Genomic DNA, 23,025 nt, shown 5'->3' with positions numbered 1-23,025 from the left:
TTGGCTGGGCAAATTCAGAAAGCTTGAAATCCGCTACGACTATCGCTGGCAGAATTGGGAGGCCTTCTGGCAATTGGGCTGCGCCATGCTCTGCCTTCAGAAAGTTACCGTATGAGTTCTCGCTTTGTACCTTTTGCCAATGCTTCTTGATTTGTTTCCAGCAGGGCTCTTTTTTCCACTCACCTTTCTCGCCATTCATTGTTATAGCCGCACGCTTTGCATAGCTCAAAAAATTTGTGCTTCCCAAGTGGGTATATTTTTTATACAGCTTCCGCTTAAAAAGTTTTGGATTCCTTTGCTTAGTGATGGAACTTAAAGCATCCTTACGGGCTTTTTGGACTGAAAATGAAAACTTTCGCCAAAATCTGGATAGGGTCTGTGAACGCATCAGCCGTCGCTGTCCATCAAAAAGAAATCCTAGATATTGAAAAGGTTTATCACCTGAGCGTATTTTCAATAAGCCGCTCTCATCCTTTTCAAAGTGTGTGGTAATTGTTTTTTCATCTTGAATCTGAAACTGCGGGCCTAGCTTTAAAATATGTTTCTTGACTTCGTCTTTAATTAGGGCTTCATGCTCTATTGGGCAAGCCCAGAAAATATCATCGCTGTAGCGATAGTAGACGCCTCCAAGGGTTTCAGCCAATTGATGCATTGTTTTATCAAACACATACATATATACATTTGCGAGAAGCGCAGAAATAGAAGAGCCTTGAGGAATGCCTGTATTGAGAGGGTTCACTTGTATGAGAGAAGCTTCGTTGTTGGCTTCTGTGCGTATTAGTGTTCTGAATTCGGTAGTGCTACAAATGGGGCGCTTTTCTTTTTTTTGTTTTCTCGTCAATTTTAACCGTTCCTGGCATTTGACTAAGTCTACATGAGCGTATTTTGTTATTGCTCTGTAGACTTTGTAGTGGTCTGAGGGCAAGCTTGTTTTTCCTAGCAGTGTAGCCCATTTTTTTTTGAGTTCTGTATGATCAAGGCTGTCAAAAAAGCCTGTAATATCAAACCCAATAGCCACACAATTCCCAAGACGTTCTATTTGGTCAAAAGCCTCTTTAGCGAAAGTAATATTATTCCCTATGCCAGAACGATATGCCAAAACAACTTTATCCAAATTGGCACTTTTCAGTAGATCCTCATAAGGCTGAGTGAGTAAGTGGGCATAATAAGAAAATATATATCCGTCACGATGCGATGCAAATTTGATGGGGCGAGTTTTTGGCTTTTTCTTAAATCTTCGAATCTTTTGCTCAAAAGACAAGAAGGGGAAAAAGGCATGCTGCCTTATGTTGTCTGGATTAGTGACATAATCATGAGCCACTTTGTAGGGTAGAGCTGTATCGAAATGGGGATAATTTTTTTTGCGATACCAAGTCTGTTCCACAATACCCTTTCCAGCAGAACCAGAAGAGCACAGGTCACGTGTCAACCTATAAAGTCTCTTCTGGTAACAACTCAGTTGCTTTAATGAATGCAACCCTGTTCCCTGCACATTGAATGCACAGGACACATTGAAACGATGAATGCTTTAATGAACTTGAGGTGTCCCTCATGCCGATCAATCAAATATTAATCATAGTCTGGCGACTAATCGTAATGTTTAACTGGATTGACAGAATCAACAGCCTCCCTTTAAGCCTAGCGCTTAAAGCAGAGCTATCATAACATAATGCTTAAAAAAGGTACCTATAGTGTTCGCCATAATGCGCACGTAGCCAGAAATGGTTTGTATTTTTTCAGCCTTAACTCATTATCCACAACCCCACCCCCCTTTAGGATATACCTTAAGCTAGATATAACGCCATGGCCGAGGGTGTTACCCCCCCAGCCCACCCTTGCTAGCTGGCTGCAGGCAAGGAGATGAACCATGGCGAGATTGCGTATGATTCAGAGTGAGCTATACAGCGGCACATTCGGCCCAACTCTGCCATACAAGAATTGTGCTGGAACTCGAAATCCTTGCGAGCCCAGCCGCATGGTACCGAGGCCGAAGATGGAATCCACGCCGTCCATGGCCTGATTGATGCGGGCTAATTGCCTCTATCCCATTGGTTGAAGCTTTTTACCTATCGCTCATCTGCCGGAAGGAGACTAGGCACTGATGCCTCAGCTTATGCGGCGTATCTGAAGTGTAGTCAGCGGCATGAGGCAACTGGCTTGGAGCCAGAGGGTATATTGGGCTCATCCTTGAAGCAATTGGTTTTGAGAGATGTAGATATATAGGCCCAAGTATATTCTAACTTTTCCTTGTACAGATTCCCCTTGAATCGGCAGCATAGGTGTGAATCTTCTTCAGCTCAGTCAGCGGGTGGCCAAAGCTCATGGAGTATGTACTCGACTTGTTGGTGGGAGGGTGTAAGGTTCAGTGGCAAGTGGACAGTTCCATTCGGTTTCAGGGCCTTCCGGGTCAGTAGGAAATGGAACCTTCAGCATCCAATTCTGATTCGCCATGGCCAAAGCACAGACGGTTAGTATGCCATTGGTGTCTCAGGTACTCTCCTCCATTGATGGCCGAGACGCTATCCACCCAATGGTATCTCTTTTGATGCCTTCTTACTGCAGTTGCTGCCCAAATGATTGTTCAGATGTGTTCGTGATTACCAGAACTGTCACTCGAAAAAAAGCACGTGTTTTTTGTTGAGTGCCGGATCGTCAGTTTTACAAGGCCTATAAATCCAGACCGTATTGTTTATTAGCTTGTTCTTTCATTTTTTCAAAGGTGCTTGTAAATGCCTTGTCATCCTCACTAGTCCAATAGCCCTGCTTTCGCAGCTCAAAGATCAGTTGGTCTCTCTCTCTATTATTTCGGCATCTTTGAATTTCTTTGCCCCTTCCAAAGCCTTAAATAATTCTGTACGTCCTGTCGGAGTATTTTCAAAAGTATTCCAATTAACTTCCCTGTCTGACTTTATTCCAGACTGATATTCCGCTAAGCACAAATACCCAGCAATGAGGGCGTCCTTATATCGCAAGTCGCCTATTCTCTCAGCTTGGCGCAGCCCTGCTAACAGAGCTTGTTTGATTACGTCCTTGCTGTAAGGCAATACAGATATGTCACGACAACCGAAAAGAGAGGGTCCACCCTCTTCCATAACAGCCGCATAATCATTAATGATTTTCTGTAGCCTATCCGCAAAGTTTTTAAGTTTCAGCTCTTGTGCCTCATAGGCTTGTAAAGCTTTTCTATATTGGACTATGGACGAGTAGTGAGGTACATAAAATCCCAGTATCGAATCCTCTAACCTGCCCAAAAGATAAACGAGAATTACTGCAATAACTACCGAAGGGAGCCATCCAAAAAAGCCCGCAATAACAAGAGCTGTAACAATATGCTGAACCTTCAAATACATGTAAATTGCAAAAGCTATGCCAAACAACCAAGCCAAAGAGAATATCAAGGGTTGGTTTTGCTGGCTAAAGATTTTTTTATTGACGACTTCAACTTGTTCACTTGTCAATCCAAAGTCTTTGGGAAATGGTTTGTCTAAATATTGCGTTTGCATTTGAAATGACCTGTAACTTTAAGACCTATAATCATATAAAAACTATGTTTTCCTTCATATTGCCATTCTACAGATCTTCTAGGGTTGCGGCGTGACGTTTATTTGTCCAAATAAGGGCTTAATGGAGGGGATGTATGTGTGGCGGTGCTGATTACGTAATTTAAAACTCTTAAGCCAGCTCATAGAGTAGATGCAGAAAGCCGCATAGCTATCCAGCAGAAGCTGCCCTAGAGGCTTTTAAGCGGGTGCCTCGTTGGGCACCGGGTGCTATGCGATGAGCGGACCATGGGGTAGGTCTGTGCTTGTTGTTTAGGGCTGATGCGCATGGTCCACTCCCTGCGTCGCCCCCTCCCGCATGTGGGGCTCATTAACCTGCTGCCCTTCGCTGGGTATTGTCTGCTCCATTCCTGAAACATCAAGACCAAGCCCTTCGGGTGGCTTCATTCTTCAGCCAGTCCTGACATTTCATGCCTTCCACAGAGGAACCCGCTATAAGGTCAGCCGGTTAAAAAATGGCGCAGTGTGCCTATTTTAGCCGATGCGTAGCAGTTCAAGCCTTTGGAGAAATTGAAAATGGCAGGAGAACAACTAACCCCAAGAATTTATGTGGCCTGTTTGTCCGCTTATAACGCCGGTAAGCTGCATGGGCGATGGATGCCTTGTGATGATGTGGATACCCTACAAGATTCGATCAAGACCATGCTAGAGACCTCTCCTGAACCCGATGCCGAGGAATGGGCGATTCACGACTATGAGGGCTTTGGCTCTGCCTTCTTGTCTGAGTATCAGAACTTGGAGACCGTAACCGCCATGGCTGAGTTCATTCAAGAGCATGGTCCTTTGGCTTCTGAGTTGATTGTCCATTTTGGCGGCGACCTTGAGGAAGCCCGACAGACCATGGAAGAACAATACGCTGGATGCTATGCCAGCCTAGAAGACTTTGCTGCTTCCTTGACCGAGGAGACCGGCGGACTGGAGCAAGTCCCCGAGCATATCCGGGGATATATTGACTATGCCGCCATGGCCAGAGACATGGAGCTGAGCGGGGATATTTTCACCCTTGAGCCGGAATATGGCCAAGTACAAGTATTTTGGAACCGATAGTTAAGGCTTGAAATCAAAAGAGGCTTTACTTAATCGGCTGTATGTTTTCTTGAGTTTATAGCCTCTTTGATTTTTTGGACGATTATTTCGATGTTTGTGTAAATCTCGCTTTCCCAGAATCTAAGAACCAGCCAACCTTCTTGCTCTAAAATTTTATTAGTTTCCAAGTCTCTTGCGACATTTCGCTTTATTTTAGTTACCCAAAATTCACTATAGCTAAGTAACTCTTCCTCTAGGCTTGCTAGGCCTCTCAAGCTCCAGTTATTGCCATGCCAGAAATCACCATCACAAAAAACGGCCACCTTGGTGCCAACAAAAACAAAGTCTGGACGGCCTTTAATCTTATAGTGCTTCCTGTAGCGTAGTCCATCGGCCCATAAAGCTTTGCCTAAAAGGAGCTCCGGTTTAGTCCCTTTAGACTTGATGGTTTTCATAATTCGAGATGTTATATCTTTATTTCGTGGCATTTCTCATTGAAATATTCTAAAAAGATTCTGCCATCAGCTTCTTTGTTTTTAAAGTTGGATTGAATCAAGGGGGTTGTAATATTAATCCAGTCAATCAAGCGATTGGGTCCAATTGTTTCTGTGTCCCAAGCTTCTTTGAGGCTCTCTTCATCTAAAGCGTGTAGTTCTTCTATTATTGTTTCTAGATTTTTTATAAGATTAAACAAAACTCTGGGAACATTTACTACTTTATCTTTAATAGGTATGTCTTTTCTACCACTTGCTGAGAATTTGTCTCTTAGGGCAGGGTCTGTTATCCCTTGTCTAAGAAGCCAAGCAGAAGCCCTGTAATACTTGGTATTGTCCTCGTTACTATCAATCAGGATTATGGGAAAGAGAGCCATTATTTGGCAGAGGAGTCGGGCTCTTTCAGGTTTAGGGAATTCAGACAAAATTTTAATTTTAAAGTCTAAAGCTTTTTCTTCTTCGTTATCTTCAGTAATCCACCAAACTCTTTCCTTACCGTAAATCCTTTTATAGTAATTTATTATTGTTTTAATAGTTTCTCCACCTTCTTGAAGCGCATCGTAGGAAATACCCATTTTGTCGAAAATTGACTGTCCAGGAGGCAAACCCATGTCAATTTGATAACGTGGAGAGTGTGTTACAGAAACTTCTGGCAGGCAGTCTTGATATAAGCGATATTTGAAGCTGACAGGAGGATGAAGCTTGCCAAAAAAGAGATAAATTCTTTCAATGCCTTTTTCTCTGGTTGACTCTAAAACGCTATTGCCAATGCATTTCCAGTCATTCTTTTTTGTGGTTTTAACTTCAATCCCAAATCCCCGACTCTCATTTATTCTGGCCACAATATCAGGAAAGCGGAAGCCTGATATGAGGTGTATATTATTTTCGAAAGAAGTGCCTTTGGCTGTTAGTAGGAGCTGTTTGTGTAAATCATCCTCTAGCTTCTGAGCGCCTCTTGTAAGGAAATAAGTTTCTTCCAGGTGGGCGGACTCGTTCATTGCCTCATGAGCGTCTTTAAGCAAGCGCTCGAATTCTTTCCTTGGACAGCTCTCGCTGATTATCATTTACGCTTTCCTCAAATATAGTGTCCCATAAGGTTTCTATTCTTTTAGCAAGATTGAAGGCAAGTAAAGGCGGAACCGCATTACCAACAAGCTTATAGCCTTCAGTGATGCTAAGCTTTCTCCAGTCTTTTGGATCTAGCTTTCTAACAAATTCCATATCGTCTGGAAAGGTTTGTATTCTTGCGCACTCCCTTACCGAAAGCCTTCTTTCGGCAAGACCATTTTGCAATTCTGTCGTATTGTTACCGTTGTGTTCAACCGATAGTCTTCTGAATTCTATATTCCCGTGGTGCTCAGAACGAATAGTAGGGCCGGGTAAGTTCAAATTAATTTCTTTTTGTCCTTGGCAGTGAGCCCCCATAAATTTAGCTTTTGAATACCCCTGATGGGATAGATCGTCAGACAGGTCAGGCTCTGGAAGGTCTCTCAAGACACTTCCAACGGACACAAAAGGCCGCAAAGCTGTATTCTTCTTTGATGAGGTGAAATCTCCCGGTAAAAAATGGGTAGGAGAAGGATAGGGGTCCATTTCTGGGAAAGTATCCAACTCTTGAAGTTTTTCTAGGACTCCAGGCTTAAGAGTGTCTTTCCTGAAGCCGATAAAAATAACACGCTCTCTAGTCTGAGGGACCCCATACCTTGCGGCGTGCAATACTCTAGGGGATACAACATGATACCCTCCCCCTACATCTGAAAAGTCTTGAGAGATAATGGCTTGGGCGTCTGGAAGACTGACTAGCCCTTTGACATTTTCAGCTATAAACATTTTAGGAAGCGTAATGGCGATAACTTCTCGCATCCATTTGTATAAAACGCCTCTATTCTCTTCTGTGGGGCAGTCCATTTCAGGCTCAATGAGAGCTCCTTTATGGGACTTATGAGATGCGAACCCTTTACGTTTTCCTGCCACGCTAAAGTCTTGACAGGGAAACCCTCCTGTAACGATGTCAATATCAGATGGGAATGAAAACTCCCCTGATTTATGCGCTTTTACTAAATCGACAATGCTGCCATGTATAAAGACAGCCTCAGAATTGCCTCGCTTTTCTTTAAAGTAAGGCTCCCAAGCGGCCTTGGCCGCTCTTTCGATATCATTAGCGAAGACTGTCTGAAAACTGGTTTCTTTTAACGTGGCCCAGCCATTGCCGTGGTTTTTGGAGATCCAGTCCTTTTGTCCTTTGCCAATAGAGACTAAAGGAACCTTAAATCCTCCTTCAAAGCCAAGATCCATACCTCCACAGCCTGAAAATAAGGAAAGCAATCTTTTTTTATTCTGGCCCATCATCTTTCCTTTTCAAAACATACTTACATGTAGCTAGGGGTTTATGGCTATAATCGAAAGCATAGCTTATGACAACCTCTCTTGAGCTTAAAGGCTCACAGAAGTGTCTAAGACAATTTTATAGCATTAGGTTCAAGGAAGTGGCTAGGCTCAAGTTTTGTATACATGGTTCACAGGTCATAAACTCAGCAAGAAGGCTGGTTTGAAAAAAGGGTGATTGTTTTTTTGTAGTGGTTTGCTAGCCGAAAGATGGGGATGTACATTAACTGGGGACAGTTGATGGCGAGTGTCCCATCAGTGTCCCATGAGCTTTTTTGGAACTCTCTCCCCAATCCCTGAAACCCTTGGGAGAGTATGGTGGGCGATACTGGACTCGAACCAGTGACCTCCACAATGTCAATGTGATGCGCTACCAACTGCGCCAATCGCCCATGAGGTCGCAACCAGAAATTCTAACTAGCTACAAGCATAGTTATGAATCAAACCGGGGGGCGTGTCAATGCCTTATCCAGATCCCCCTCTGCCTTGAAGCGCTCAGCCCGCATTACTGGACGGAATCAGCCCTGCCCCCGTAAAATGGGATATGCCTTTCTAATCTGTATCGGGCTGATGTAAAGCTGATGTAAGAACGTGACCACCGCCTCGCCACCCATGACCCTCTGGGGTCTATTAAAAAAATACCGGACCATTTTCCTGCGCTACAAAACCGAATTGGCCCTGGGCGTGTTGGCCTTGGGTTTTACCAATGGGCTGGGCCTGCTCATCCCCCTGCAAATTAAAGCGGCCGTGGATGCCATTCAGGCCATCTACCAACCGGCAGACGCACAAATCAAGACAGCGCCCGACCTGCTGTGGCAGGGCTTTTACAGTCATCTGTGGGTTATTGCCGGGCTGGCCGTGCTGGTGCTGATCTGCCGGGTGGCCTCTCGTCACTATTTATTGGGGGCTGGCCGTCGTCTGGAATTTGACCTGCGCAATCAGCTGTATGGCCACTTGCTCAAGATGCCCGTCAGCTATTTCGCCGCCCACCCGCCGGGGGAGCTGATGTCCCGCATGACCAACGACGTGGACGCCACCAAGTACCTCACTGGCGGCGGCATTATGCTGGGGGTGAACACCTTGCTGGCCTATACGCTGACCATTCCCATGATGTTGAGCCTGAACTGGAAGCTGGCCATGGTCACCTTCCTGCTGTACCCCATTGTGATTGTGTTTATGGGCAAAATTAGTAAAAAAGTGCGTCAGGGCTTCTACGATGTGCAAACCGTACTGGGGGAAATCAGCACGGTGGCTCAGGAAAACCTGAACGGCATGATGGTCATTCAGTCCTATGTGCGGGAAGCTCAGGAGAATCAGCGCTTTCAAACAGTTTGCGACTCCTATTTTGGTGCTTATACCCGGCTGATTCACGAGCGCATTTTGCTGTTTATGCTGCTGGCGGGCCTCAGCGGCATTAGTACCGGCTTAGTCTTGCTGGTGGGCGGCTGGCAGGTCATTGAAAAACAATTGGACTGGGGTGGCTTTGTGGCCTTCACCATGTACCTGGAGCATCTGGCCTGGCCCACTATGGCCCTGGGCTGGACTATTTCCATTTTTCAGCAGGGCACAGCGGCCTTACAACGGCTGGATGAAGTCTTTAGCGCCCAGCCCAATATTCAGGACGGTTCTGAATCCGTTTCAACTGATTCGCCCGTTCGGGGGGAAATCGAGATTCGTAACCTGACCTTTGCCTATAACAATCCCTATGCCAAGCCCTCTCCACCCACCTCAGAGCCAGAGGCTTTCGAGACAGAAACCCTGGAAATGTCAGCCCCAGAGGCCCAACAGAACCGGCAGGCGGTGTTGCGGGATGTCAGTTTAACCATTCGTCCCGGAGAAACAGTGGCCTTGGTGGGCTCGGTGGGCAGCGGAAAATCCACCCTGTTGCGCCTGTTGCCACGTGTGTTGGAAGTGCCCGAAAAGACCATTTTTCTGGATGGGCAGGACATCACCCAGATTCCACTGGAGGCGTTACGGGCCTATATGGTGTTTATGCCTCAGGCCAGCTTCCTGTTTTCCACCTCGGTGCAGCAAAACATTGCCTTTGGTCAGCCGGAGTTGCTGGAAAACAACGGCAAAGCCCAGCCTGCCCCGGAGCAGCCCAGCATTGTGCAAGCCGCCCAGACGGCCAGCGTGCATCTGGACATTCAGGGCTTGCCCCAGCAGTATCAAACGCTGGTGGGGGAGCGGGGCTTGATGCTCTCTGGCGGCCAGCGTCAGCGGGTGGCCCTGGCCCGGGCCATTTTAATGGATGCCAAAGTGCTGGTGCTGGATGATCCGGTCTCCAATGTGGATGCGGACACCGAGCGCAATATCGTCTCCGCCTTGCGGGCCAGAAAGGTGTTTTCCGATAAAACCACCCTGATAGCCACCCATCGCTTTTCGCTGGTCAGCCTGTGCGATCGGGTGGTGCTGATGGATGCGGGCAAAATTCTGGCCGTGGGCACCCATACCGAATTGCTGGCCACCCAGCCCTTGTACCAGAATTTAAACCGCCTGCAAGAACTGCGGGCCTCTCTGGGGGATTGGGGGCTGGATGGCGAAACGGGCGGTGATAAGCCGATTGCGTCTGCAGGTGAAGAGGATGAGGCGTTGGCGGCGTTGCTGGAAAACGCGTCCGAGGGGGCGGCCTCATGAGCATGGACGTGCTGGCAGTACCGGTTAAAGCCTCGGAGCGGCGAGAATCGGGCCTGAAGGATTTAATGCTGCTGGGCAAGCTGTGGCCCTACATGCGGGTCTACAAAAAGTCCTTGCTGATCTCTTTATTGTTGCTACCGATCATTTCGTTGGTGGAAATGGGGCAAACCTTTATCATTCGATTTGCCATTGATGGCCCCATTCGGGCCGGACAGCTCAGCCAGTTATTTGTCTATGCGGGTGGTTTTGGACTGCTGTTGCTGATTAATTACGGGGTGCGCTATCTGCAAATGGCCGAATCGCAGAATACCGGCCAAAAAATCATTCGAGATTTGCGCACCGATTTATACCGGCACTATCAAACCCTGTCGCCCCGCTTTTACCACAAGCATCCCCTGGGCAAGCTGGTCACCCGGCTGACCTCCGATATCGAGAACCTCAGCGAGATGCTGTCTTCGGGCGGGTTGGCCATATTGGCGGACTTGGCCATGATCGTGGGAGCCTTGGCTGGCATGCTGGTGATGGATTGGCAGTTGGCACTGGTCACGGTCTTCACCATGTTGGTGCTGCTCTCCCTGATGGAGTTTTTTCGCACCCGGGCCCGGCATGCCTACGATGACATTCGGGTGAAAGCGGCCCGCATCAATGCCTTTTTGCAGGAAAATTTCGCCGGGATGGAACTGGTGCAGCTCTATCGGCGGGAAGCCAAAAACTACAGCCATTTTGAGGCCCTCAACCGCAGTAACTTGCAAAGTGGTCTCGATTCCATTTTTTACTCCACCGCTTTTAACGCCGTGGTGGAGTTTATGACCCTGATTACGCTGGTGCTGGTGCTGTGGTTGGGGGGCTTGCAGGTGCATAGCGGCACCCTGACCATTGGGGCTTTGGTGGGCTTTTTCCTGTTTGTGCGCAAAATGTTTGAGCCGGTGGAAGATGTCAGCGAGAAGTACAGCATCCTGCAATCGGGCTTGGCCTCGATCGATAAGGTCATGGCCCTGTTTCAGGAGCAGCCGGATTTACAGCACCGCCAACTGGCGCAAGAAGCCGCCATCGATCCTGTACCCAAGGCCACGGGGGCCATCGATCTGGAGCAGGTCAGTTTTGGCTACAACCCCCAGCACCGCATCCTGAAAGATATCAGCTTGCACATCCGTCCCGGTGAGAAAATCGCCATTGTGGGGCCCTCCGGGGCGGGGAAAACCACGCTGATTAAGTTGCTGTTGCGCTTTTATGATGTGACCAGCGGATCGTTGAAGCTGGATGGCCGGGATGTGCGGGACTGGAATTTACACGCCCTGCGCCGCAATATTGTCTCCATTCAGCAGGATGACTTTCTGTTTTCCCGCAGGGTGAGCGAAAACATTGCCCTGGAACCCTATCAGCCGGATTTATTGCCCGCCTTGCGTCAGGCCGCTGAGAAAAGCAAAGCCTTGTCAGTCATTGAACGCCTGCCACAGGGTTTTGAAACAGTGCTGGAAGAGCGGGGCAAGAACTTGTCCGCCGGAGAAAAGCAGTTGTTGCTCTTTGCCCGGGCTGTCTACCACGATCCGGCTATTTTGGTGTTGGATGAAGCCACCTCGGCCATTGATCCGGTGACCGAAGAACTGGTGCAAACGGCCATGGATCAGGTCATGGCGGATCGTACCGTGTTGGTGGTGGCCCACCGGCTGTCTACCATTCAGCAGGCCGATCGCATTCTGGTCATGGAGCAGGGGCGCATTGTGCAGCAGGGTACTCATCTGGAATTGTTGCAGCACGCGGGCCTGTATCGGCAGTTTTACGAGTATCAGGAGCTGCTCACCCATACCTGAGCCGCTTTTGCTTTTCTTTTTGGTTTTCCGGGGGAAGGGAAGGCAGGGCCGGATTCAACCGCTCTCAAGGGCTATACGCCATTTGCGAATCGCGGTAAACTATTGGCCGTCACTGGTTTTGAAGAGGAGTCCTTTGTATGAGTATTCCCGGTTTTGCCACTCCAGAGGGAACCCGGCGCTATCAGGCTCGCTTTGAAGGCAAGAACGCAGCGGGCTTGCCCATCGCCCAAGGACATTTTCGAACCACGGCCCAAGGCTTACACTTAACCAGTTTGGGGATGGGCACCTATTTGGGCGGGGTGGACGCCGAAGCCAGCCAGTTGATGACCGAGGCGGCGGTGCGCTCGGTGGCCTCCGGGGCGATCAACGTGCTGGATGCGGCCATTAATTACCGTTATCAGCTTTCCGAACGCTGTGTGGGAGCGGCCCTGAAAACCCTATTGGCCCAGGGCTTCCAGCGGGATGAGATTTTTATCAGCTCCAAAAACGGCTTTATTGCCCCGGATGCGGCCATGCAGGAGCGGGGGGAGGATTTCCGGGGTTGGTTCCAGCAGCGCTATTTGGCTTCAGGTCTGATTCAGCCAGACGATATCGCGGGCGGCATGCACTGTATGGCCCCCGCTTATCTCGACGATCAATTGAACCTCAGTCTGGCCAATCTGGGTGTGGAAACGCTGGATTTGATGTATCTGCACAACGCCGCGGAATCCCAGCTACCGGCCGTGGGTCGCTCCGTGTTCATGGATCGGCTCAACCGGGCCTTTGCGTTTTACGAATCGGCCCGAGCCGAGGGGCGCATTCGCTATTACGGGTTGGCCACCTGGAATTGCTTTCGGGTTAACGCTGAAGAATCGAACGAGTTCCTGAGTCTGGAGACGGTGGTTGCGCTGGCGGAAAGCGTGGGCGGCCAAAATCACGGCTTCCGCTTTATCCAGTTGCCCTTCAATCTGGCCTTCACCGAGGCCCTGACTCAGGGCAATCAGCCGGTCGAGGGTGAGTTTTTATCCCTGCTGGAAGCGGCCATGGCGCTGGAAATCGGAGTGTTTACCAGTGTTCCCCTGTTGCAGGGGCAGTTGTTAAAAGAGGCCAGCCTGCCGCGCTTTGAGGGGTTAAATACGCCCGCCCAAGCCTGCTTGCAGTTTGTGCGATCCAATCCGGGCGTGTTGGCGCCTCTGGTGGGTCACAAGCAGCCCGGGCATGTGGAGGACAATCTGGCTGTGGCCAGTGTGCCCCCGTTGGCCCTGGCCGAGATGGAGGCCTTGCTGTCCACCTGAATGAAGGCGTCGCCCTGCCGTTGGGAGTTCGTTTGGCAGGGCCTTTGCGTTGGGGGGGCATCACGCAGCGCACGTTCATCACCTGTAGTTAGAGTCTAAAAACACGATTCTGCCCTGAATTAAAGGTTTGGCAAGCCCTGCCGAAAACCAAATTACGGATAGAGGATAAACACACCTTGCGTTTATTTCGCCTGACCACGGCATACATGCTTGGGACCGTTGCCCTGTTGGCCCTGCTGGGGCTTTCGGGGGGCGCTCAGGCCGGTCGGGTGCTGAATGACAGCCTGGTCACGCACCCCTTCCGGCACCATGTGTGGCAGGACGTGTTGAACTTTGCCGTGACTGAGAAGGGCGAGGTGGATTTTGGTAAGGTCAAGGCTTACCCCCGTCGCCTGAACGAATATCTGGCGCAATTGGCGGCGGTCTCCCCCGAGAGCGAGCCCAAGGATTTCCCGCAGGACAACGATAAAATTGCCTACTGGATCAATGCCCATAACGCGCTGGCCTTGCGCCTCATCATCAATGAATACCCCATCCGCAGTGTGGCCGATGTGCGCAATCTGGAAACGGAGGCCCGCTACCTGCTGGGGGGCAAGCCCTATTCTCTCAGGCAAATCCGGGACAGGCTGGGGCTGTGGATTAAGCTGGACCCACAACTCATGTTTGCACTAACCGAGTACACCCGTGGCTCACCCGCCATTCAAAAGCAGGCTTATGAGGGGCTTAACCTGAAAATGCTGGAGAGTCGGGCCGTGGCTCAGGCCTTAGCGGACGCTCAGGTGGTGCAAGTCGTTCAGGGGCGTCCGTGCGGCGCTTTGCGTTTGAGTTCCTTTTTTCAGGGCTTTGAAGCGGCCTTGTTTTCCCGATCGGTGGCCGAAATCGAGGATGGGGACGCCTTGGGGGAGCCGGGTTTTGTCCCGGTGACCTTTACTGGTTGGGCCCATTACATTCAGCCCATGGTGCCGCCTGCGGTAGCCCCCCGCCTGGGGCCGGATTGCGGGGCGGGCGTCCGTTTTTTGCCTGCGGATCCGGCCTTGCGCCAAGTGCGCTTTTGACGGGCTTGTGCTTGCGGGCCGTCTTTATTACTCCTATAATAATTGTGTAATCTCGACATAGAAGATTATTCTCAGCGACCTTGATGAGGCACCTTGACCGTGGCTCTCTCACTCGACAATAAAAGCGATCTGATTCCCCGCTTTCGTAAAATTCCCCTGTTTGAAAGCCTGACTGACCAAGAGTTGCAAGAAATTGCAGGCTTTTTCTACGAAGCCAACTACGATAAAGAAACGGTTATTTTCTACGAGCGGGATTTGCCGGGCGATACCGGCTCCAAAATCTACTTTGTACTCAAAGGCTGCGTGAAGTTGGTCAAATATTCCTCCGACGGGGAAAGTACCATTGTGCGCTTGTCCTCCGTGGGTGAGTTTTTTGGGGTGACCGGCGCTTTGACCGATAAGCCCATGCCCTATTCCGCCGAAGCGCTGACCGACTCCACGGTGATGTACCTGGAAAAAAATAATTTTGTGCGACTGGTGGAGCGTTTCCCCAAGGTGGCTTTGGGCATGATCACCGCTTTGGGGCAGGTGTTGTGGTTTAACTACGAAACCCACAATCAGGTGGTGAAGAAGACGGACGCCCGTGTTTCCAAAATTTTGCTGTACCACTTCAAGCGGGATGGCTACACGGAGACCCCGGTGGGCAAGCAGTTGAACATTCAGTTACCGCACGATTATATTGCCAGCATGACCGGCATTGCCTATGAAGAATCGGTGCGCATCATCAGCCGCCTGAAGAAGATGTACGGCTGCATTAACTACCTGCGGGGTGGCAAAATCGTGATCACCGATTTGGACAAGCTATCCGAAATCGCCCAGACCGAAGACGCCTTTTTCTATTAAGCCTTACTTTCTGGCATTTTAGGTAAAACGTTCTCGCTTAATGAAGGTCCACCACGCTCAAGCGCTGGCGAATGGCTTCATACAGCACAATGGCCACGGAGTTGGAGAGATTCAGGCTGCGGCTGTTGGGCCGCATGGGAATGCGAATGCTGTTGTCCGGGTTTTCCTCAATCAGCCAGGCTGGCAGGCCGTGACTTTCACTGCCGAACACCAGCAGGCTGTTTTCCGGGTATTGAATGTCTGAATAATTCCGGGTGGCCTTGGTGCTGACAAAATAGGGCGTCCAGCCGGGTTTGGCCGCTTTTACGTCTTTAAAATCGGGTACATGCTGAATGGGAATATCATCCAGATAATCCATGCCCGCTCGTTCCAGATACTTGTCATTCAGGCGAAAGCCCAAGCTGCCGACCAGGTAAAGATCGGCACCCGTGCAAGCGCACAGGCGAGCAATGTTCCCCGTGTTTTGGGGAATTCTGGGTTCTACCAGGACAATGGTGATTTTAGGATCAGCCTCGAAACTCAGTGGCGTCGAGGATGGAGAGGTAGGTGGGGTCATTGAGCATTTTTTCCGTACCCAGCACCACACAAGACAACGGATCGTTGGCGATATGAACCGGCACATCCACTTCTTTGGCGATCAGTTCATCCATACCGGCCAGCAACGCCCCGCCACCAGCCAGTACAATGCCGCGATCCACGATGTCGGCGGCCAGTTCGGGTGGGGTCATTTCCAGGGTGCTTTTCACACCGGCCACGATTTCCATTAGCGTGGGGAACAAACATTCCCGCACTTCGGTGCTGTTGATGGTAATAGTATGCGGCAAACCATTCAGCAGGTTCAAGCCACGCACTTCCATTTCCTCTTCTTCCTGGTTGCGGTAGGCGGACCCCATGCGGATTTTAATCTCCTCGGCGGTGCGCTCACCGATGGACAGGTTGTGGGTCTTTTTCAGGTGATCCTGAATGTTTTCGTTCAATTCATCGCCAGCGGTGCGCAGGCTTTTGGAAACCACGCAACCTTTCAGGCTGACCACGGCAATCTCGGTGGTGCCGCCGCCAATGTCAATGATCATGGAGCCGGTGGGTTTGTCCACAGGCATGCCAGCCCCAATGGCCGCGGCCATGGGTTCATCCACCAGGTTGACGATGCTGGCGCCGGTTTGCAGGGCGGCATCGGCCACGGCCCGGCGTTCTACTTCGGTGACGCCACTGGGAATACCAATGACCACCCGACCCGGTCGCATGCCAAAAGCCCCGGGGCCACCGTTCACTTTTTCAATGAACCGTTTCAGCATTTTTTCGGCCCATTCAAACTCGGCAATAACCCCATCCCGCAGGGGGCGGGTGGCTCGAATGTTGCCAGGGGTGCGGCCAATCATCTCCCGGGCGGCCAGACCCACTTCAATCACTTCCGGTGGATTTTTGCTGTAATCAATGGCGACTACCGAGGGCTCTCTGAGGACGACGCCTTTTGTGGTGGTGCAAACCAGGGTGTTGACCGTACCCAGGTCAATCCCCATGTCATTGGTGCTTTTGCGAAAAAAATCAAAAAGTCCCACAATCCTTACCTCAGCAAAACTAACGGTTGTTCATTTCGGACGGTCGCCTCTCGAAAAGTCCTCAATGTTTTTATTATTCCTTATGATGCCAATAGGGACAAGGACTTTTGTGGGCAGACACCTAAAAAACAGGCTGAAATCCTTAAGTGGCCGAGCTTTCTTGGGTCACCCAGGATAGATAGTCCTGCGATCCTGCCTGAATGGGTATGGCGATGAATTCAAAAATCTGGTAACTGTGGAGGGTCCGAATTTCTTGTTCCAGTAAGGGCAGGCAATCTCGCCGGGTTTTGATCATCAGTAAAATTTCAGAGGCCTGTTGCACTTGCCCCTCCCACCAGTACACCGATTGCAGTGGAGAGTCTTTTCCCAGCAGATTGACGCAGGCCGCCAGTTTTTTCGTAACAATATGCGTGGCAATTTTTTGGGCTTCCGCCGTATTGGCACAAGTTACCAAAACCAGGCAGGCCGCTGTTTCTGTGGTTATGCTCATTGCGTGGGTGTCCTTCAACTTTGTGTGGAATCTGATAAACGAAATATAAAGATTGCAAGAGTCAGCTTTAAAAATCCGGGCAGCTTCTTGACCCTTGTCTTTCCATAGGGTTTAATTACGCTAATTAAAAGCTTGATACCCACCAACTATCAAGTCACCGAGAGAGAACCCAAAAAATACTACGAGAGCCATTGCGAAAGGTAGGCGTCCTTTTTTTAAACACAGGAAACTGTTTGGCTAAACAAAGGGACGGCGTTGTGATTTTTAAACAATTTCACAACCTGGAGAGTGGTTTTTTTAGTTGGTAATTTAGTTCGTTCCTGTTTTCAACGTACATTGTTAAGGAGAGACCATAATGAAATCCAAATTGTTGACCGTGACCTTGTTGGGCTTGGCTGCTGCTACCACTTTGACCTTGACCGGTTGCAAATCCGAAGAAGCTGCTACCACCACCACTGAAACCACCACCGAAACCACCAGCATGACCCCGGAAGCAGCCACCACTGAAACCACTGCTGCTCCTGCTGAAGGCGCTGCTGCGACCACCGAAACCACTACTGAAACCACCACTGCCGCTCCTGCTGAAGGCGCTGCTGCCCCTGCTGCTGAAGGCGCTGCCGCTGAGCATGGCGCTGCTGAGCACCACTAGTTCTATCGAAAACCGTCTTTTTTAGACTGGTTTTTTGATTGAAAAAGCCCCTGACTCAATCAGGGGCTTTTTAGTGTTCGCAAATGACTGCTTCAGGAGGGCCGCATGACGTTCCGCCATTGGCTTCCTGATGACTAGCGCTTGGCCTCGAGTAAGTGCAACGCTTGCTGCCAAATGGCTTGGGCCTCTTGCCAGGCGCGTTTTCCCCACAGGGGCAGCACTGTCCAGGGAGCTGTTTCCTGAAAAAACCGGACTTTGCCACGAGGGCGATACAGTGCCAGTATGTGTCCCGGCACATCCTGTCCCTGCTTCAGTGCCAGGCTCATCTGGCGCAGCAGCTCCAGTTGGGCATCCAGGTAAAATAACTCCGATTTTTGTTTGTCCTCGTCGGCCTCAAAGTGCCATAAAGCCTGGTAGGCGCAATCCATGGAAGGGTCAGGCTCGCTGCTTGGTTCCGGCCAGCGGTTGATGGCAAGCCGGGGCTCAATTTGCTCGTCAATGACCGCCTCCAGCAGTTGGGCGGCCCGTTGCCGACGGGCCAACCGTCCCTGATCCGGGACGAACTGCATAAGGGGCGGTAGTGGCCGGTTTGAAATCATGACTTCACGTTCCTTGCCACGGGGCTTCTCTATTTTTATTATAGTGAGGGACCCATTTCTTGCAGCCCGTTGAACAGAGGACATTGCCCATGGCGGCTGATTCCGGTTTCAAACGCTCCCCGGCCAGACCGCGCATTCTGGTTACTCGTCCTTTGGCCGTGGGGGAGTCCTTGGCCTTTGAGCAAGATCTGGAGGCCGCCGGGTTCCGCGTATTGTCGATGCCCTTAATCGAGGTGGTCACCACCGCTGTTTCAGTATCGGACTGGGCTCAATACGACTGGGTGTTTTTTACCAGTAAAAATGCTGTAAAGTCTATCGGTTCCCAGCTTTCTCCCGCTTCCCGGCTTTCGATTGCCTGCGTTGGCCCGGCCACGGAACAGGCCCTGAAGCCCTATGGGCTTCACGCCGACTTTGTTTCCCCAGTTTATGACGCCCGCAATGCCGTTCAATATTTTGCGGATCGCTACGCCGTGAACGGTTTGCGCATCTTCTGGCCGTGTGGCAATCTGGCCGATCCGCATTTAAAAACCGGGCTGGAGTCTCAGGGGGCCAGCGTCACGGCCTGTCCAGCCTATGAGACCCGTTTGAAGTCTCGCTTTAGCCCGCAGGAAGCACAGGCTTTGCTTGATCCCCATGACCTTCTGGTTTTTACCAGCCCTTCGGCTGTAGAGGCTTTTCAGCAGGGCCTGAGACAGATGGATCGCCCGCCCGAGGCTCAAGGGGCTGTGGCTTGTCTGGGGCCTCGCACGGCTCAGGCGGCCCTGAAGGCTTTTGGCCGTGTGGACATCCAGCCGGAGCAATACACGTTGTCGGCGTTGAGTACGGCCATTCGGCAGTATTTTAAAGCAAAGGAGCCGCTCTGATGTCTTTCCCTGCCCCGGACGGCGTCGCATTTCCGTTTACCCATATCAACACGGTGGTGCAGGCCATAGAGTCTCAGGAAGCGCGACTGAGGGCCCACTGGTGCCTCCCCCGGGAAGAGGCGCGTTTGTTATACTTGCTGGCCGTGGTGGGGCGTTATCGGCGCTTGTTGGAGGTGGGAACTTCCATCGGCTACTCTACCCTGCACCTGGCTCAGGCGGCCTCTTTGAATGAGGGAAGCCTGCACACCATTGACGCTTCCGGGGCGCGTCAGGCCGAAGCGCTTCTCAATCTTCAGCAGGCCCAGCTGGCCGAGCGGGTGACCTTTCACCACGGAGACGCCTTGTCCGTTTTAAACCGGTTGCAGGCTGAGGGACAGGCCTTTGACCTGATGTTCATCGATGCCCGCAAGTCCGAATATTGTCAATACTTTCAACAGGCCAGTGGGTTGCTGGTGGCGGGAGGATTGCTGATTGCCGATAATACCCGCTCCCACCGCGCCAAAATGCAGGATTTTATAGAGGCGGCTCACGCGGATCCCCATTGGGAGATCAGCGATCTGGAGACGCCCAGCGGATTGCTGATAGCCCTGAAACGCCCCTCGGAGCCAGCGCCACTTCTCGACCAGTACTCATTCTCACTCCGGGGTGAGGTCTGACAGGGTTTGGCCTTCTCTCATAAAAGATTGAAAATCCGTGGATTTACAGTATGATAAACGTAGCGGAACACTTCTTCACGGGATTTCGCCTTCTATACTGCTTTTAGGGGTACCGGCCGTTCACTTCCCCTGCCATAGGGCAGGCACACATACCGATAGTTCAAATACAGGCTGATCAATTGGATGGAACCCATGACGGATAGCTTTATTGAAACCATTCAGAAAAGTAAGAACAGCGCTTCAGGGAATGCCGTACACAGCACCGTTTTATCCTGCTATGAAACCCCGTTGGTGACGGTGGATATTGTGCTTTGCACCGTGATTCAGAACCAGCTGAAGGTACTCCTGATTCAACGGAAGCAGCCACCGTATGAGCATATGTGGGCCATTCCCGGCGGCTTTATTCATGTGGGGGAAACCCTGGAGCAAGCGGCCAGTCGGCGTCTGCTGGAAGAAACCAACGTCAACAACATTTATCTGGAACAACTCGGCTCCTTCGGGCAACCGGATCGCGACCCTCGGGCCCGCGTTATCACGGTGGCCTATTACGCGCTGGTCAGTGCGGAAAAGCTGCACTTGCAAGCGCATGCCAACGCTGAGGATGTGAAATGGTTCAGCGTCAGTGAATTGCCCGAGTTGGCCTTTGATCACCACGAAATTGTTCAAATGGCCCTGGCCAAGCTCAAGCGACATTTGGAAAGTTCCTCGGTGGCCTTTCAGTTGCTGCCGGAAAAGTTTACCCTGACCGAACTGCAACGGGTTTACGAACTGGTCTTGGGCAAACCCCTGGATAAGCGGAATTTCCGTAAGAAAATTCTGGCGTCTGATATTTTAAAGGACACCGGAGAAACAAAAATGGAAGGCTACCATCGTCCGGCACAGTTGTACGCCTTTACCCGACGCTCTCCGGTCACCCAAGCCTCCTAGTCCCCCTATTTTTGCGATATTGAAATTGAAGTCGACCGCCCTTAGCCACCTTGTTCAGGGCGGTTTTGCTTTGGTGGGTGATCAGATTTTTGAAAGCGTAAAAACTAAAGAAAAAACCCTGGGCCGAAACCCAGGGTTTTTCTTGTTCTTGAGATTCGAGATCCTAGAACGCGTAGCTGGTTCTCAGACCGATGACCCAGGTATTGCCATTTTGCTGGATACCGAAGCCATTGTTGAGGAACTGTACGCTCGGAATGATGGAAATCGCATCGTTGACAGCCCACTTGTAGTAAGCTTCAGCGGTGTGTTCCCAAGATTGGTTGAAGCGGGTACGGTTGAAGTTGTTTTGACCCATGTTGTTTTTGTACAGGTCAACCACAGCGTAGCCGACACCGAACACGTCGTTCTCACGAACCCCGAAGACTTTCATGGGAACGTTCAACACGCCGGAGATGGACTGACGTACACCCACGGTGAACGGGCTGAGCGCTGCGTTTCCACCACGGGTGGTGGCGCCAAAGCTACCCAACAGCTGGTTGTTGCTGTTCAGGAAGAAGTTGTTCTGGCCACCGTTGCTGTACAAGTAGTTCACGGTCGTACCGATGCCTTTGTACCACTCCTGGTTCCAGCCAGCGTACACAGCGTTCACGCTGTAGGTACCAGCCCCGGAACGGAAGCCGGTCACACCGCCGGAACGGTTGGTGGGAACAACGGCATCGCCATTGGCGTTCACAAAGCTGCTGCCGCCGGTCAGGTAGTTGTTGGCGTTGTTGCTGTTACCAGCAGACCACACGTTGTAACCACCTGCGTACACGTTACCGGGTACGTCAAACAGACGGTAGTTCAAACGGGCTTCGTAAGTGGCGGACAAGCCGTCCATTACATCACCCACGTTGAAGGTACCGACACCGGTGGTCAAATCGGCGCTCAGATCATCGGAGCCCAATTTTTGGTGCCACTGGTAAGCAATCATCGGATTGCTCTGGTTGATAGCGATACCGGGGGTGTTTACGAAAGCACTGTTTTGGAACTGGGTGTTTTCGTTACCACGGTATGGGCTCTTGTCATAGAGATAACGCCAGGGCATTGAACCGACGTACAAGTCGCCAGTGGTTGCCCAGTTGCTATCATCGGAACCAGCACCCAACATCCAGTCAGTCAACAGAGGAATACCGGATTTGAAGTGTTGGTGGTAGTGCAGATCTTCCAGGTACAGGTAGGAACGTACGTTGGTACCGATGGAACCGCCGCCAATTCCTCTGTTGCCGAAGCCTTCGTTACCCAGAGCCGCATCGCTGGCGATTCTGGACAAGCTGTTGTAAGACCCGATAGCACCTGCGTTGTTTTGCTGGGCTGCGTTGGGAGAAATACGTCCAAACGCGGCAATCAAGCGAGTGTGGACTTCACCGGCACCGATCTTGGAATCTTCCTTGTCTTCCCGGACCGGAACATCCATGGTCAAACGCAGACGGCCGATGGCGCTGATGGCGTCACGGATACCGTCACGACCGCTGTTACGGCCGCTCAGCTGGTCACGAGTACCAGAACGGTTCATATCGGCCAAAATACCAATGCTGGCATCCCCGTGCAGCTGGGTTCTTTCCAGCAAGCTCAAACGCTGATCTTGCTCGGCGTTTTTAGCTTCAATGGCGCTGGCGCGAGATTCCAGAGCTTCGGTACGGGCTTGCAAGGCTGCCAACTCGTTTTTGAACTCATCTTGCAGACGAGCCAGTGTTTCGAGGTCAGCTTTGTCAGCTTTTTCGGCACCCAGACGAGCCAGGTCACGGCCCACGGATTTAATCAACGCGTTGAGGGCAGCAGCCAACTCCCAGCGGGTCGCATTGCGCTCTCCGCGGAAGGTGTGATCCGGGTACCCTTCGATAACGTCGTACTTTTCAACCAAATCCTGCAGAGCTTCGTAAGCCCAGTGGTTTTGGTTTACATCAGTCAGCTCGTCCACGCTGGTAATGGCATGGGCGGACGTCGTCGAACCAATGAAGGCACCGGTAGCTCCCGTCAGGAAGATGCTTGCCGCGAGCAGCAAGGGTGTCACTCTTCTTGAAGTCATATCTAACTCAACTCCTATTTGGTTCAATAACAATTTGACTTACCTTATACCTACCTTAATTAACTGAAAGTCCTTCTACCCACCAAACGCAAAAGCAACCTTCGAGAATTAGCATCCTAGCACTTCCAT

General features: G+C 50.9%; 20 protein-coding genes and 1 tRNA gene. 10 read left to right on the top strand and 11 right to left on the bottom strand.

The genetic code is table 11. From position 1 onward, the window contains the following. Together drt2 and DF283_RS12400 are read right to left on the bottom strand one after the other, a co-directional pair. Positions 1–1,429, bottom strand: a 1,429-nt coding sequence (gene drt2, locus DF283_RS12405) for an antiviral reverse transcriptase Drt2 (RefSeq protein WP_303675199.1), incomplete at its 3' end; no start/stop codon positions are given. A gap of 1,351 nt (positions 1,430–2,780) precedes the next feature. Continuing rightward, on the bottom strand, positions 2,781–3,503 hold the full coding sequence (locus DF283_RS12400) for a hypothetical protein (RefSeq protein WP_303675198.1): 723 nt from the start codon (positions 3,501–3,503) through the stop codon (positions 2,781–2,783). 573 nt (positions 3,504–4,076) lie between these two features. Between DF283_RS12400 and DF283_RS12395 the strand changes: the two genes are divergently transcribed. Then, the gene (locus DF283_RS12395; RefSeq protein ID WP_303675197.1) at positions 4,077–4,607 is read left to right on the top strand and encodes an antirestriction protein ArdA; all 531 of its coding nucleotides are present in this window, start codon (positions 4,077–4,079) and stop codon (positions 4,605–4,607) included. 29 nt (positions 4,608–4,636) lie between these two features. Here DF283_RS12395 and DF283_RS12390 read toward each other — a convergent pair whose 3' ends face one another. The 4 genes from DF283_RS12390 to DF283_RS12375 form a co-directional block, all read right to left on the bottom strand. Then, positions 4,637–5,041: a very short patch repair endonuclease gene (locus tag DF283_RS12390; protein WP_303675196.1), complete on the bottom strand. Its 405-nt coding sequence runs from the start codon at positions 5,039–5,041 to the stop codon at positions 4,637–4,639. Between the two features lie 11 nt (positions 5,042–5,052). Then, the gene (locus tag DF283_RS12385) at positions 5,053–6,102 is read right to left on the bottom strand and encodes a hypothetical protein (protein ID WP_303675195.1); all 1,050 of its coding nucleotides are present in this window, start codon (positions 6,100–6,102) and stop codon (positions 5,053–5,055) included. After that, positions 6,095–7,426: a DNA cytosine methyltransferase gene (locus DF283_RS12380; protein ID WP_303675194.1), complete on the bottom strand. Its 1,332-nt coding sequence runs from the start codon at positions 7,424–7,426 to the stop codon at positions 6,095–6,097. The genes DF283_RS12385 and DF283_RS12380 overlap by 8 nt, the downstream gene beginning before the upstream one ends. 355 nt (positions 7,427–7,781) lie before the next feature. Continuing rightward, a tRNA-Val gene (locus DF283_RS12375) sits at positions 7,782–7,857 on the bottom strand. Positions 7,858–8,056: 199 nt separating this feature from the next. On the opposite strand from DF283_RS12375, the gene DF283_RS12370 reads away from it, so the two are divergent. From DF283_RS12370 to DF283_RS12350, 5 genes are all read left to right on the top strand, one after another. After that, positions 8,057–10,102: an ABC transporter ATP-binding protein gene (locus DF283_RS12370; RefSeq protein WP_303675193.1), complete on the top strand. Its 2,046-nt coding sequence runs from the start codon at positions 8,057–8,059 to the stop codon at positions 10,100–10,102. Continuing rightward, positions 10,099–11,913, top strand: coding sequence for an ABC transporter ATP-binding protein (locus DF283_RS12365; protein WP_303675192.1), 1,815 nt, complete (start codon positions 10,099–10,101; stop codon positions 11,911–11,913). Before DF283_RS12370 ends, DF283_RS12365 begins: the two co-directional genes overlap by 4 nt. Before the next feature lie 137 nt (positions 11,914–12,050). Beyond that, positions 12,051–13,187, top strand: a complete 1,137-nt coding sequence (locus DF283_RS12360) for an aldo/keto reductase (protein WP_303675191.1) — start codon at positions 12,051–12,053, stop codon at positions 13,185–13,187. Between the two features lie 176 nt (positions 13,188–13,363). Continuing rightward, positions 13,364–14,242 (top strand): DUF547 domain-containing protein, encoded by an 879-nt coding sequence (locus DF283_RS12355; RefSeq protein WP_303675190.1) that lies wholly within the window; start codon positions 13,364–13,366, stop codon positions 14,240–14,242. Positions 14,243–14,341: 99 nt separating this feature from the next. Further along, complete coding sequence (locus DF283_RS12350; RefSeq protein ID WP_303675189.1) at positions 14,342–15,085, top strand: Crp/Fnr family transcriptional regulator; 744 nt, start codon at positions 14,342–14,344, stop codon at positions 15,083–15,085. Positions 15,086–15,122: 37 nt separating this feature from the next. Here DF283_RS12350 and DF283_RS12345 read toward each other — a convergent pair whose 3' ends face one another. The 3 genes from DF283_RS12345 to cutA all read right to left on the bottom strand — a co-directional run bounded on the left by DF283_RS12345 (position 15,123) and on the right by cutA (position 17,134). Beyond that, positions 15,123–15,641 (bottom strand): tRNA (cytidine(34)-2'-O)-methyltransferase, encoded by a 519-nt coding sequence (locus DF283_RS12345; protein WP_303675188.1) that lies wholly within the window; start codon positions 15,639–15,641, stop codon positions 15,123–15,125. Then, positions 15,592–16,605 (bottom strand): rod shape-determining protein, encoded by a 1,014-nt coding sequence (mreB, locus tag DF283_RS12340; RefSeq protein WP_443083022.1) that lies wholly within the window; start codon positions 16,603–16,605, stop codon positions 15,592–15,594. The genes DF283_RS12345 and mreB overlap by 50 nt, the downstream gene beginning before the upstream one ends. Positions 16,606–16,786: 181 nt before the next feature. After that, positions 16,787–17,134, bottom strand: coding sequence for a divalent-cation tolerance protein CutA (gene cutA, locus DF283_RS12335; RefSeq protein WP_303675186.1), 348 nt, complete (start codon positions 17,132–17,134; stop codon positions 16,787–16,789). Between the two features lie 355 nt (positions 17,135–17,489). On the opposite strand from cutA, the gene DF283_RS12330 reads away from it, so the two are divergent. Next, a complete protein-coding gene (locus DF283_RS12330; protein WP_303675185.1) occupies positions 17,490–17,783 on the top strand; it encodes a hypothetical protein in 294 nt (97 codons plus the stop codon). 134 nt (positions 17,784–17,917) lie between these two features. Here DF283_RS12330 and DF283_RS12325 read toward each other — a convergent pair whose 3' ends face one another. Beyond that, positions 17,918–18,382, bottom strand: a complete 465-nt coding sequence (locus DF283_RS12325) for a hypothetical protein (RefSeq protein WP_303675184.1) — start codon at positions 18,380–18,382, stop codon at positions 17,918–17,920. Between the two features lie 89 nt (positions 18,383–18,471). Between DF283_RS12325 and DF283_RS12320 the strand changes: the two genes are divergently transcribed. From DF283_RS12320 to DF283_RS12310, 3 genes are all read left to right on the top strand, one after another. After that, the gene (locus DF283_RS12320; protein WP_303675183.1) at positions 18,472–19,245 is read left to right on the top strand and encodes a uroporphyrinogen-III synthase; all 774 of its coding nucleotides are present in this window, start codon (positions 18,472–18,474) and stop codon (positions 19,243–19,245) included. Further along, positions 19,245–19,901, top strand: coding sequence for an O-methyltransferase (locus tag DF283_RS12315; protein ID WP_303675182.1), 657 nt, complete (start codon positions 19,245–19,247; stop codon positions 19,899–19,901). Before DF283_RS12320 ends, DF283_RS12315 begins: the two co-directional genes overlap by 1 nt. A gap of 192 nt (positions 19,902–20,093) precedes the next feature. Further along, positions 20,094–20,828 (top strand): NUDIX hydrolase, encoded by a 735-nt coding sequence (locus DF283_RS12310; RefSeq protein WP_303675181.1) that lies wholly within the window; start codon positions 20,094–20,096, stop codon positions 20,826–20,828. 163 nt (positions 20,829–20,991) lie between these two features. Here the strand turns inward: DF283_RS12310 and DF283_RS12305 are convergent, their stop codons facing one another. Then, positions 20,992–22,896, bottom strand: a complete 1,905-nt coding sequence (locus tag DF283_RS12305) for an iron uptake porin (RefSeq protein ID WP_303675180.1) — start codon at positions 22,894–22,896, stop codon at positions 20,992–20,994. Positions 22,897–23,025 lie beyond the last annotated feature (129 nt).

This window comes from Vampirovibrio chlorellavorus (genome assembly GCF_003149375.1).
Lineage (GTDB): Bacteria > Cyanobacteriota > Vampirovibrionia > Vampirovibrionales > Vampirovibrionaceae > Vampirovibrio > Vampirovibrio chlorellavorus_B.
The sequence above is the reverse complement of the archived record's forward strand: the minus strand, read 5'-3'. Positions and strand labels throughout refer to the sequence as shown.